Source organism: Nitrospirota bacterium (assembly GCA_040757335.1).
Taxonomy (GTDB): domain Bacteria; phylum Nitrospirota; class Nitrospiria; order 2-01-FULL-66-17; family 2-01-FULL-66-17; genus JBFLXB01.
In genome coordinates this window covers 1-12,754 of sequence record JBFLXB010000017.1, presented here as the reverse complement: position 1 = coordinate 12,754, position 12,754 = coordinate 1, and the positions used below count along the sequence as shown (strand labels likewise).

General features: G+C 64.3%; 10 protein-coding genes. 8 read left to right on the top strand and 2 right to left on the bottom strand.

What is annotated here, in order from left to right; genetic code table 11:
* Positions 1-66 precede the first annotated feature (66 nt).
* The 8 genes from pdhA to rnr all read left to right on the top strand — a co-directional run bounded on the left by pdhA (position 67) and on the right by rnr (position 10,477).
* Positions 67-1,026, top strand: coding sequence for a pyruvate dehydrogenase (acetyl-transferring) E1 component subunit alpha (pdhA, locus tag AB1451_10175; protein ID MEW6683269.1), 960 nt, complete (start codon positions 67-69; stop codon positions 1,024-1,026).
* 27 nt (positions 1,027-1,053) lie between these two features.
* Positions 1,054-2,034 (top strand): pyruvate dehydrogenase complex E1 component subunit beta, encoded by a 981-nt coding sequence (locus AB1451_10170; protein MEW6683268.1) that lies wholly within the window; start codon positions 1,054-1,056, stop codon positions 2,032-2,034.
* A 182-nt stretch (positions 2,035-2,216) separates the two neighbouring features.
* A complete protein-coding gene (locus AB1451_10165; protein MEW6683267.1) occupies positions 2,217-3,473 on the top strand; it encodes a dihydrolipoamide acetyltransferase family protein in 1,257 nt (418 codons plus the stop codon).
* A complete protein-coding gene (lipA, locus tag AB1451_10160; protein MEW6683266.1) occupies positions 3,470-4,423 on the top strand; it encodes a lipoyl synthase in 954 nt (317 codons plus the stop codon). The genes AB1451_10165 and lipA overlap by 4 nt, the downstream gene beginning before the upstream one ends.
* The gene (gene glgA, locus AB1451_10155; protein MEW6683265.1) at positions 4,416-5,885 is read left to right on the top strand and encodes a glycogen synthase GlgA; all 1,470 of its coding nucleotides are present in this window, start codon (positions 4,416-4,418) and stop codon (positions 5,883-5,885) included. The genes lipA and glgA overlap by 8 nt, the downstream gene beginning before the upstream one ends.
* The gene (locus AB1451_10150) at positions 5,878-6,777 is read left to right on the top strand and encodes a DUF4912 domain-containing protein (GenBank protein ID MEW6683264.1); all 900 of its coding nucleotides are present in this window, start codon (positions 5,878-5,880) and stop codon (positions 6,775-6,777) included. Before glgA ends, AB1451_10150 begins: the two co-directional genes overlap by 8 nt.
* Positions 6,774-8,399, top strand: a complete 1,626-nt coding sequence (locus AB1451_10145) for a 1,4-alpha-glucan branching protein domain-containing protein (protein MEW6683263.1) — start codon at positions 6,774-6,776, stop codon at positions 8,397-8,399. Before AB1451_10150 ends, AB1451_10145 begins: the two co-directional genes overlap by 4 nt.
* The gene (gene rnr / locus AB1451_10140; protein ID MEW6683262.1) at positions 8,396-10,477 is read left to right on the top strand and encodes a ribonuclease R; all 2,082 of its coding nucleotides are present in this window, start codon (positions 8,396-8,398) and stop codon (positions 10,475-10,477) included. The genes AB1451_10145 and rnr overlap by 4 nt, the downstream gene beginning before the upstream one ends.
* A 166-nt stretch (positions 10,478-10,643) precedes the next feature.
* Here the strand turns inward: rnr and AB1451_10135 are convergent, their stop codons facing one another.
* Both AB1451_10135 and AB1451_10130 read right to left on the bottom strand, forming a co-directional pair.
* Positions 10,644-11,285, bottom strand: coding sequence for a PEP-CTERM sorting domain-containing protein (locus tag AB1451_10135; protein ID MEW6683261.1), 642 nt, complete (start codon positions 11,283-11,285; stop codon positions 10,644-10,646).
* A gap of 538 nt (positions 11,286-11,823) precedes the next feature.
* A complete protein-coding gene (locus AB1451_10130) occupies positions 11,824-12,198 on the bottom strand; it encodes a hypothetical protein (protein MEW6683260.1) in 375 nt (124 codons plus the stop codon).
* Positions 12,199-12,754: the final 556 nt, after the last annotated feature.

Sequence of the window (12,754 nt, the reverse complement as noted above, 5' to 3'; positions counted from 1 at the left end):
TCCCGTTCTGCCGGTCGCTAAGATCCCCACGGCTCTACGCTGTTTGATCCTCGTTTACCCCACGCCATGCCCGACGACATTGTCGCGCTATATCGCACCATGTTGTTGATCCGCCGATTCGAAGAGCGCGCGGCGGAAATGTACACGTTGGGAAAGATCGGCGGATTTTGTCACCTCTACAACGGGCAGGAGGCGGTGGCCACGGGTGCGATCGCCGCGCTGCGGCCCGACGATTACGTGCTCGTGTATTATCGCGATCACGGTCATGCGCTGGCGCGTGGCAGCGACCCCAAGGCGGTGATGGCCGAACTCTTCGGCAAAGCCACCGGCCTATGCCGCGGCAAAGGCGGCTCCATGCATCTTTTCGATGCGCCGCGCGGGTTCCTCGGCGGCTACGCGATCGTGGGCGAGCACTTGGCGCTGGCGGTGGGCGTGGGGCTGGCGATCTCGTACCGCGGGGGCGACCAGGTTGCGGCCTGTTTTTTCGGCGACGGGGCGGTTAATGGCGGCATGTTCCACGAGGCCCTCAATCTGGCCGCGCTGTGGAACCTGCCCGTGGTGTTCGTGTGCGAGAACAATCACTTCGGGATGGGGACACCGATCGCCGTGGCCATGAGCCGACCGGAACACTTGCACGAAAAGGCCGAGGCCTACGGCATGGCGCACGACGTGGTGGACGGCATGGATGTGCTCGCGGTGCGTGACCGTGTCGGCGATGCGGTGCGCCGGGCGCGGAAAGACCGCACTCCCGTGCTGATCGAGGCCAAGACCTACCGGTTCGTGGGGCACTCCATGCGGGACCCTGCGCACGGCGTGTACCGAACAAGGGAAGAGCTGGAACACGAAAAATCCCGCGATCCAATCAAGACCTTCCCGAAGCTGCTCAAAGAAAAGGGCCTTGCCACGGACGAGGGGCTCGCGGAGATCGACCAGGAGGTACGGCGGATCGTGGACGACGCCGTGGCGTTCGCGGAGGCAAGCCCGGTGCTGCCGCCGGAGGCGATCGTAGAGGACGTCTATGCGTAAGTGCACCAGCAAACAGGGTTCTTTCCCATGTCCGTGATGGCGTACCGCGACGCCTTGAACCTGGCGTTGCGCGAAGAGATGCACCGCGACGACCGCGTCTTCATCATGGGCGAGGAAGTCGGCGCCTACCAGGGCGCGTACAAAGTGACTAAAGGGCTGCTCCAGGAATTCGGCAAACGACGCGTGATCGACACGCCCATCGCCGAAGCCGGGTTCGTGGGCGCAGGGGTGGGCGCGGCCATGGCGGGCTTGCGGCCGGTGGTAGAGGTGATGACGTTCAACTTCGCGGTGGCGGCCATGGACTCGATCGTCAATACGGCAGCCAAGGTTCATTACATGTCCGGCGGTCAAGTCTCCGTGCCCATGGTAATCCGCGGCCCGGGCGGTTCCGCGCGCCAACTCGCGGCCCAGCACTCGCAAGCGCTGGAGGCGTGGTTCTGTCACGTGCCGGGCCTCAAAGTCTGCGCGCCCGGCACCCCGCGCGACGCGCGCGGACTGCTCAAGTCTGCGATTCGCGATGACAACCCGGTGCTGGTGATCGAATCGGAGCTGCTGTACGGAGCAACCGGCGAGGTGCCGCAGGCCGAGGACCTGATCCCGCTGGGCGTTGCGGCGATCGTGCGGCCGGGTCGCGACTGCGCGGTCATTGCGTACTCCAAGATGGTGCGCGAAGCCCTGGCCGCCGCCGATACGCTGGCCGCGGAGGGCATCGAGGTGGAAGTGGTGGACCCGCGCACGTTGCGGCCGTTCGACTGGGACACGGTGTTGGCGTCGGTGCGCAAGACCAAGCGCGCGGTGGTGGTGCAGGAAGGCTGGACCTTCTGCGGCGTCGCCGCCGAGATCGCGGCCAAGATTTCGGCCGAGGCCTTCGACGAGCTGGACGCGCCGGTCGAGCGTGTCACAAGTTTGGACGTGCCGCTGCCGTACGCGCGACCCTTGGAGGCCGCCACCGTGCCCGAGGCGGGACGGATTGCCGCAGCGGTTAAGAAAGCGTTGTATCTCGTATAAGGATCTCTACTAGAAGCTTGTCTGTTGTTTTGAGAGCGCCCTATGGAGCCTGTTCAGGAAAGCGCCAGATGCAAGGCGCCGCTGAGCACCGGACCGGAGCGTACTCTGTATGTACGTGAGGACCGGCGCGCAAGCGGCAACGCCGCAGATGGCCTTTCATGGACAGGCTCTTAGGACCACCGATGGCCGGTCGTATTATCATGCCCAAGCTCTCCGACACCATGGAAGAAGGCGTGCTGGTGAAATGGCTCAAGCGCGAGGGAGAGGGCGTGGCGAGCGGCGATGTGGTGGCGGAGGTGGAAACGGACAAGGCCGTATTGGAACTGGAGGCATACACCGACGGCGTGCTCCGCAAGCAAATGGTGCCTGAGGGCGCGCGCGTGCCGGTGGGGGCGTTGTTGGGCGTGATTGCGGGCGACCAGGAGTCGATCGATGCCCTCCTGGCCGAAGGCTCCAAGGCGGAACAGGTTCGACCGTTCGCCCCGACCGGCACGGAAGGGCCGCCGGTCACACCCGCAAAGCCGGTCCCCCCGTCCATCCAGGCCAGCGTGCTCGCAGAAGTGGCCCAACGCTCGGCGCCCGCGGCGTCTGAGACTCCCGGGACAGTCACGGCGTCGCCGCTCGCTCGTAGGCTGGCGGAGCAGCGCGGCATTGATCTGCGCGCGATTCGCGGGACCGGACCCGGCGGCCGGATCGTGGAACGCGACGTGGCGGCTGCGGCAACCAGCCCAACGCCGGCGGTCACCACGCCCCCGAGCGCAGGTGACCGCCGCGAGCCATTGTCCCTCATGCGCGCGACCATCGCCAAACGCATGACGGAAAGCAAGGCGACCATACCGCACTTTTACGTCACGACCGAGATCAATGCAGGACCCTTGCTGGAGGTCAAAACCCGGTTCGCAGACACCGCCGGCCCCAAAATCGGCGTGACGGAGCTCTTGGTCAAGGCCATGGGGCAGGCGCTGCTCGCGGTACCGCGCGTCAACGCGTCGTTCGCCGGAGACGCGGTGGTGTTCCGCGCGGGTGCCCACGTGGGGGTGGCCGTGGCGCTGGAGGACGGCATCATCACGCCGGTGGTGCGCGACGCGGATCGGAAGTCGGTTGGCCAGATCGCCGAGGCGCTGGCTGATTTGACCGACCGCGCCCGGCGCAAGGCGCTCAAGCCCGAGGAGTACCAGGGTGCGGGCATCAGCCTGTCCAACCTCGGCATGTTCCGCGTGGACGAGTTTTCCGCGATTATCACGCCGCCCGAGGCCGCGGTCCTGGCCGTGGGCCGGATCGTCGAGACGGCGGTCATTCGCGAAGGACGGGTCGAGGCCGGCCATCGGATGCGCATCACGCTCTCAGCGGATCATCGCGTGATCGACGGCGTGATCGCGGCCAAGTACCTGGAAGAGGTCGCCGCGCGGATCGAGAATCCCTGGCAATTGCTGCGATGAGCGAGTTGATCCAGATCACCCGCGGGCCCACGCGACGCGGCAAGGGACCGCCGCGGGCGACCGAGCCGTTGCCGCGCCAGGCCCTACCGCCCTGGATCCGCGTGCGTTTGCGCCAGGGTCAGGACCTGGCTCGCCTTCGCGGGTTGTTTCGCGAGGGGACGCTCCACACGGTCTGCGAGGAGGCGCGCTGCCCGAATCTCTGGGAGTGTTGGAACCGCGGCACCGCCACGTTCATGATTCTGGGCGACGTCTGCACGCGCTCGTGCGGTTTCTGCGCGGTGAAAACCGGCCGGCCCTCCGACATCGACTGGGACGAACCGCGACGAGTGGCCCGAGCGGTCGGCGCCATGGGGCTCGGGCACGTGGTGGTGACCTCGGTCAACCGCGACGAGCTGCCGGACGGCGGGGCCGCGGTGTTTGCCGAGACGATCCGGGCGATCCGGACGGTGAAGCCCGACTGCACGATCGAGGTGTTGATCCCGGATTTTCAAGGTACGGAATCCGCCCTGCTGACCGTGCTCGCCGCGAAACCCGCGATCCTCAACCACAACACCGAAACCGTGCCGCGGCTCTATCCGATCGTCCGGCCGCAGGCACGGTACGAACGATCGCTCGGACTGCTGCGACAGGCTAAAGCCGCGGGAAGCGTCACCAAGACCGGCGTGATGGTGGGTTTGGGGGAAACGAGCGATGAACTGCGTGCGGTGTTCGCTGATCTGCGGGGCGTGGGGTGCGACATCTTGACCGTGGGCCAGTATCTGCAGCCCACGCGCGAGCATCTGCCGGTGTCGCGGTACTACCGGCCTGAAGAGTTTGACGACCTTGGCGCTCGGGCCCGCACCCTGGGGTTTGTGCACGTCGAGGCCGGACCCATGGTACGGAGTTCCTACCACGCCGAGGAACAGGCGGCGTCTGCGCGACAAGACCAGAACGCGGTCGTGGATGGATAATCCGCTGCGTATTCTGTTTGCCGTATCCGAGGTGGCGCCGTTCTCCAAGACCGGCGGACTCGCGGACGTCGCGTCCGCGCTGCCCAAAGCGCTCGCGTCGCTGGGGCACGACGTGTGCGTGGTCACGCCCCGGTATCGCTCGTTCGAAGGACCCGTCAACCGGCTGAGCACGATGCGGGTTCGCACCGCGCAGGGCGAGGTGGCCGCAACGGTCGGCCGCGCAACCCTTCCCGGAAGCGCCGTCACGGTGTATACCATCGCGGATAACCGCGGATGGTTCGATCGCGACGGTCTCTATCAGTCACCGGTCTGGGACCCCGACGACAACCTCGAGCGGTTCGCCTTCTTCTCCCGCGCCGTCCTCGAGCTGCCGGCCACACTGGGGTGGACGCCCCACGTGTTTCACTGTAACGACTGGCAAACCGCGCTGATCCCCATGTACCTCGCGTCCGAGCGCTCGCGGGCGCCGGTCCGCACTGTGCTCACCATTCACAACATGGGCTACCACGGCTCCTTCCGCGGCGACCTGTTTCGCGCCACCGGACTGCCGGCGTGGTGGTACTCGATGAGCGGCCTCGAATTCTTCGGTCAGGTCAATTTGCTGAAAGGCGGGTTGGTCGCAGCGGATTTGATCACCACCGTGAGCCCGACCTACGCCAAGGAGATCCAGGCCGAGCCCTTCAGCCACGGACTGCACGGCGTCTTGGCGAGTCGCCGAGGAGACATTGTCGGAATCCTGAACGGCATCGACCGCGCCGAGTGGGATCCCGCCAACGACCCGATGTTGGCCGCGCCCTTCTCCGCGAGCAAGCCGGGGGGGAAATCCGCCTGCCGCGACGACCTGCTGAAACAGACCGGTCTGCCCCCGGGACCTGGGCCGGTCCTAGCGATGGTGACGCGCCTGGTGGAGCAAAAGGGCGTGGATCTTCTCATCTCGCTCCTGCCCGAACTCTTGATGGTAGATCTTCGCCTCGTGGTGTTGGGAACCGGCGACGGGCCCTATGAGGCTGCGCTGCGCGACTGGGCCGCCAAGCGGCCGGAGCGAATGGCCGTTGCGCTCACGTTCGACGATGCATTGGCCCACCGCTTCATGGCCGGCGCAGACATCTTTCTGATGCCTTCTCGGTATGAGCCCTGCGGACTCAGTCAACTGTACGCGATGCGTTACGGCGCCGTGCCGGTGGCTCATCAAACCGGCGGGCTGGCCGACACGATCGTGGACTACACCCCACGGAGCGCGATCGAAGAGACGGCGACCGGGTTCCTCTTTCGCCCCTGCACGGCCGAGAATCTCTTGCGAGCGGTCGAACTGGCGCTGGCGATTCGCCGCGATCGCGCGGGCTGGAAACGGCTGATGATCAGCGCGATGCGCAGCGATTTCGGGTGGGAGCGGTCTGCCGAGCACTACGTGGACGCGTACCGTCGCGCGATCATCCAACCTCCGAGGAGACCCCTTGGCTAGCAAACGCCCTCGCAAACTGAAGTCGTCGCAGAGGACCGGCTCGCGAGCCGCTCGTTCGAGCCGCGCCCCGGTCGCGGTCAAGCGGACCCCGGCGATCAAAAAGAAACCGGCGGCCGCGAAAAAGGCCGCCGCGCCCAAACGGGTCAAACGCGCCGCCCCCGCTCGTGCGACCGCAAAGCCGGCCGCGCAAGACACCTCGCACGCGACGCCGGAGCCCACGCGCTCGACCTCACTGCCGCGCAGCGAGTTGCTCGCGCAGGCCAAGGCCGCGGCTATTCCCAGCCGCCATCGGATGACCCTGGCTCAGCTGCGCGCCGCGCTGGTTCGGCTCGCCGACCAGCCGGCGGCCGCGGCGTCCAGCGGCAGCGGCTGGTGCGCGTCGATCGCGCCAACGCCACCGCCTGCGGTAGCCGGCCTTCCGTGGCGATACGGGGTGACCGAGCTGGTGGCCATGCCGGTTGATCCAGTCCTGGTACACGTCTATTGGGAGCTCGCGGCCGACGCGATCGCCAAGGTTCGGGCCCACCTCGGCCCGTGGTGGGATGGCGCCAGCCAGGTCCTGCGGGCGTATGACGTGGCGGACGCGCCTTCTCACGACGGCGACAATGGGGCGTTGGTGGTGCGCGCCCGTCATCATTTTGACTTCGACATTGCCGGAGAGGTAGGAAATTATTACATCCATCTGTGGAGCCCGAACCAGACCTTGATCTTCGAGATCGGCTGGCGCGCCCGCGATGGGCGCTTTGCAGCCGCAATGCGTTCCAACCAGGTCGCCACGCCGCGCAACGCCTCGGATGAAGGCGGAGCCGAGCGATGGTTGACGGTACGCAACGGCCGTATCGTGACTTCCGGTGAACCCGTGGGTGTAAACGGATGGGGAGACCGGCCATGAGCGCCCCTCGCGGGTATCTGTGCCTGCTGCTGCACGCTCACCTGCCGTTCGTGCGCCATCCGGAATACGAACACTTCCTGGAGGAGAACTGGTACTACGAAGCCGTCGCCGACACGTATCTGCCCATCCTGGAAGTTCTCGAAGGCTTGGACGCCAAGGGGGTGAACTACCGGTTGACCATGACGCTGACTCCCTCACTGGTGGCCATGTTCGACGACCCCCTGCTGCGCGGCCGCCTGGTCCGTTACTTCGATCAACGCATCGCCCTGGCGAGATCCGAAGAGCAGCGCCTGACCGGCGATACCGCATTCGGACCCCTGGCCACCTTCTATCGCGAGCGTTTCGAGCGCAGTCGCGAGCGCTTCGTCTCCCAATACGGCCAGGACTTGACCGCAGCGTTTCGCGGGTTTCAAGACCGGGGCCATGTGGAGATCGTCACGTGCGCGGCGACGCACGGGTTCCTGCCCCTGCTGGGGCTGGTCCCGAGCGCGGTACGCGCGCAGATCCGTGTGGCGGTGGACTCGTACCGTCGCGCGTTCGGACGCGATCCTCGCGGGATGTGGCTGCCCGAATGCGCGTACGCGCCGGGCCTCGACAAGATGCTGGCTGACGAGGGCCTGCGCTTTTTTGTCATGGAGAGCCACGGCCTGTTGCACGCCAAGCCCAGACCGCGCTTCGGGCTGCACGCGCCGGTGTATTGCCCTTCGGGCGTCGTCGCCTTCGGGCGAGACATCGAGTCCTCCAAGCAGGTCTGGAGCGCGATCGAAGGGTATCCCGGTGATTTCAACTATCGGGAGTACTACCGCGACGTGGGGTTCGATCTCCCCGTTCACTACATCCGCGGCCACCTTCCCCATCTCGGACCCCAGTACAACACCGGGATCAAATACTTCCGGATCACCGGCCGGACGAATCACAAAGAGCCCTACATCCCCGCGTGGGCGCGCGAGCGCGCAGCCGAACACGCCGGCAACTTCCTCTTCAACCGCCAACTCCAGATCAACTACCTGGCGGGAGCCATGGATCGACCGCCCATCGTGGTAGCGCCGTACGACGCGGAACTCTTCGGCCACTGGTGGTTCGAAGGCCCGATGTGGATGGACCTGCTCTTTCGCAAGCTGCACTTCGACCAGAATCAGATCGAACCGATCACCCCGTCGGAGTACTTGGACCGCCACCCGACCAACCAAGTGGTGGAACCCGGTGCCTCGAGTTGGGGCCACAACGGCTACTACGAAGTCTGGCTGAACGGCACCAACGATTGGATCTACCGCCACCTCCACCACGCCTCACGCCGCATGGAAGCGCTCGCAGCCTGCGACCCCGGACCAGGCACCCTCCAGCACCGCGCCACCACGCAGGCGCTCCGCGAATTGTTGCTGGCCCAGGCGTCCGATTGGGCGTTCATCATGAAGACCGGTACTATGGTGCCCTACGCGCTGAAACGGACCACCGATCACCTGCTGCGGTTTCTGCGGCTCGCGGATCAGCTCGAAGCGGGCGCGGTCGACGAGGCGTGGCTGCGCGACATTGAAGCGCGGGACAACTGTTTTCCGGACCTCGACGTCTCCACGGCCTACCGTGCGGCGGACGAGTCGGTTGCGCTGGCCGCCACACCGTGAGTCCCCGGCGACGCGCCTCGGGCCGTCCGCGCCCCGGGCGTTCGGAAACCGTCACGGGCCTGCTCCAGGGCCATCCCGACGGCTTTGGGTTCGTCATTCCGGACGAAGATCCCGCACTGGGTCGTCAGGACGTGTACATTCCCGCCAGAGCGATGGGTGACGCCATGCACGGCGACCGCGTCGAAGCCGTGGTCGAAGTTCGGGAAACTCCGCACGGGCGGGCACGGCGCCGGGACGGCGAACGGCGCCAGGGACGGATCGTACACGTCCTGGAGCGGGCACGCCGTCAGGTGGTCGGACGCGTTTCGCGAGGCCCCGCGTTCCCGTTCGTGGTCCCCACCGATCCACGCATCAGCCGCGACGTGGCGATTCCGTCCGGAGATCTCCGCGGCGCCCGTGACGGCGACCTGGTGGTGGCCGAGATCACCGCCTACCCCACCACGCACCAGGGCTTTCACGGCCGAGTCGTTCACGTGCTGGGGCGCTCCGGCGATCCCGCGCTCGATACCGACATGGTCATCGCCGAGTTCGACCTGCCGCGGGAATTTCCACCGGAGGTCGAACGCGACGCGAACGCGATCCCCGACCGTCTCACACCAGGGCTGCTCGCCGGTCGACGCGATCTGCGCGCGCTGACCACGGTGACGATCGACGGCGAACACGCCAAGGACTTCGACGACGCGGTGTCGATCGAGGCGCTGCCGCACGGAGGCTTCCGGTTGTGGGTGCACATCGCGGACGTCTCAGCCTACGTGCCCTGGGATAGCCCGCTCGACCTCGAAGCGCGTCGCCGGGGAACCAGCGTGTATTTCCCCGATCGCGTGGTGCCCATGTTTCCCGAGCGGCTCTCCAACGGCCTCTGCAGCCTCAACCCCGGCGAAGACCGCCTGACGCTCACGTGCGAGGTGGCGTTCGACGCACACGGCCATCGCACCGAATACCACCTCTATCCCAGCGTGATCACCAGCGACGAGCGCATGACGTACACCGCGGTCGGGCGGATCCTGGAACAGGGCGACGCGGATCTCAGTCGTCGATATGCGCCGATCCTGCCCACGTTCCGCACCATGCGTACGCTCTGCGAGCGGCTCTACGAACGACGGCGCGATCGCGGCAGCATCGACTTCGACCTGCCCGAGCCCGAGATTCTTCTGGACGTGTTGGGTGAGACCGCGGCCATCATCAAACAGGAGCGCACCATCGCGCATCGGATCATCGAAGAGTTCATGTTGGCGGCGAACGAGACCGTGGCGGAGCACCTGAGCCGTCTCAATGTGCCCATGCTGTTCCGCGTGCACGAGCGCCCGGACCCGGACAAGCTCTTGAACTTCGCGCTGATCGCGTCGGGCTTCGGCCACACCATCGCGGTGGGCGAGCGGATCCACCCCAAGCCCCTCGCGCGCGCGGTGGAAACGGTCCGTGGCCGTCCGGAAGAAGCCTTGCTCAATACGCTGTTGTTGCGCTCCATGAAACAAGCGCGCTATGCGGTCAAAAACACCGGCCACTTCGGCCTTGCCGCCACGCACTACACGCACTTCACCTCGCCGATCCGACGCTACCCCGATCTGGTCATCCACCGCCTGGTGCGCGCCACCCTGTCCGGCGGCGGGCTGCCGATCGAACGGCTCGAAGAACTCATGGCTGAAATCGCACTCTGGTCTTCTGCTCGCGAGCGCCTGTCCATGGACGCGGAACGCGAGGTGGTGGATCTCAAGAAAGCCCGCTTCATGGCGGACAAGATCGGCGCGGACTTCGGCGGCGTCATCTCCGGCGTGACCAACTACGGCTTCTTCGTCCAACTGGTGGACGTGTTCGTGGAAGGCCTGGTGCGCGCCGAGACCATCGCAGACGACTACTACGTGCACGACGAAGGCCGCCACGCTCTCATCGGCCGCAGAAAACGGCGGGTGTTCCGGTTAGGCGATCCGGTGCGGGTGCTGGTGGAGCGCGTGGATCTGATCAGACGGCAAGTGGACTTTCGACTGGCCGATACAGGTGAAACTCAGGCGTCGCAGCAGGGTCACGTTGCACGAACCAAAGGCAAGAAGCCGGGAAGACGGAGGCAAACCAGAGACTAAATTCGAACCCCTCCACGCGCCTCATTCTGAGAACTGCCGGGATCAAGCGCTGGCTCACGACGCGTTACTTAGTGACCTAACGAAGGAGGAGAGATTGATGCGAAAAGAGGCCCCCATATGGGGGCCTCTTTATTGCGGGTCGTCAAGTGCCTGCGTGCAGACCGACTCAACGAGGTGCAGAGCGACCCAGAACCTGACTTAGCCTTGAGCGCGCCCTCAACCCTTTCCGTGCGATAAATCCCACCCCGAGCATTCCAGAACCAAGGAGAAGAAGTGTCCTGGGCTCAGGAACCGGCGCGATCCCGTCATTTCCCCCAGAATAATTCAGGGCCAACTCATTGGTGTTGGTCGCGGCGAGGGAGGGGATGGCCCAGGTGATGTTCGCATTGTAGTAGTAGGGCTGAGACCAGCCCTCAGGCCGCTGAGGAGAACCGACTGTGACTGGATTACCAAACTCCATCAGTACGCTGTAGGTATCATCAGCAGCATCTCCTGAGAGCGTGTAGTATTTCGTGCCGTCATAGAGCGCGAAATCGATGACATTCCCCCCCTCGAACGAATTTATGCTAGAAAGCCCTAGGAGGTTAAAGGTGCTGCCACCATTTAGGAAGAATCCGTACTGATACGGGTAGGGAACAAAAGCGGTGCTCTGAATGTAGACTGTCACATCGCCGTCGGCATTGCCGTCAATCGCGACGATCGGTGCGCCGGTATCAAGCGAAAGCGCCCAGGAAGGTGCGGAAGAAAATCCGATCAGAACGAACAAAGCCATCCCACCAATCATTGCCTTGATGCTTGCATTCTGCATTTCTTGACCCCCTTTGAATATTTTTTTCTGTGTGATACAAAAATCATGCCTTCGGCGCCAACTGCCCCACGAAACCATAACCTCTTGAGTTTACGTTGTTATACAAGCCGAGATATTGTCAGCCTTGTTGTGGCGCCACGAAAAGACCAGCTGAGAATGTAAAATATCACGACACTGATCCATTCTCACACCGCCAGCATCGATAGCAATATCTATGTTTTTCAATAAGATATGCGGTCTCTTGATCCGTCAAGAATTCCGACACCGTCCGCGCATTCTTTCAACATCAGCCCCTGGGGCTGACACAGGGTGGCGGGCCGAGCGCTTGGAGGGGGAGATGCGGAAGGAGCGATGAGCCCGCGGGACAACGCCAAATCCACCACTTGACGGCGACCCGTCACCTAATCTCAACAACGTCCCCGATTGGGCCTTGCAGGGAATCGGCCCATGACGCCGTGGTTCTGGCGAGCTCGCAGAGCACTTCGGCGTCCGTGGTTCCGGAGCGCTTCAACACGTGGAACGAGTGATCGGCTGTTACTTAATTATGTAGGAACGTCCCCGACTGGTTGCACACATCCTGTTGTTTGCCGATGCGGTAGGCGTCACCTGCCGCGTAGACCCAGCAGAGCGCGATGGCGATGAGGAGAAGGTTGAAGGTGAGGTTGCCCGACCAGGACGTGGCCTCGGCAATGGCGCGGGACATCGCCTCCTGATCAATGACGACGCCTTCCGATTCAATCGTGGCAAGATTCCTCCCGGCCTCCCGTGTGGCGATGGCCACGATCAGCATCAGACCGACCAAGGTCGCCAGCACGAACGCCACCCCGCGCTGATACCGCTTAAGCGCGATCTGCCCGAGTCCTGGAAAGACCAGGGCCGAGAGCAACACGCCTTTTGTCGCCTTCGTCTTCACCTTTGCAAGAGGAGCCTGGGCTGCGTGTCCTCCCAACAATACTTGATGAGAGGCGCGGTTGACGGATCAAGAATTGAAGCTGCGCCGCCAGACGCCTCCATTCTGGCGAACTACCGTTGATCTTTCAAGCGCTGGGCCGATCCGACCCGGGCCACGACGTGTGAAATTGACAGAATGTCGTTTGAAATCTATACATCAATAGCGGTTGAGGAACCAGGTAACCACACACATCGTTCATCCACGCGACAGGAGGTCCCATGCCAACCATCCGCTTGTTACTGTCTATTCTCGCCGTGGTGTCGCTTTCCGCATGTTCCATCACCCAAGTGAAGGGGAAAATCGCGGGAGTCGAGGTGGAGGCTAACGACTCGAACTCAAAGAGCAATACCGCCAATTTCTGCCCGCCTGGCCAGGCCAAAAAGGGGAACTGCTAGGAGTGTGTCCGAGTAATGGCGGTTAACCTCGATACGCCGGGTGTGGAAGCGCTCATGGGCAGCGATCGAGTGCGAGGCATTGAGAGCGTGTGCCGTCCGGGGGGCCTGAGGGCCTCCACGAC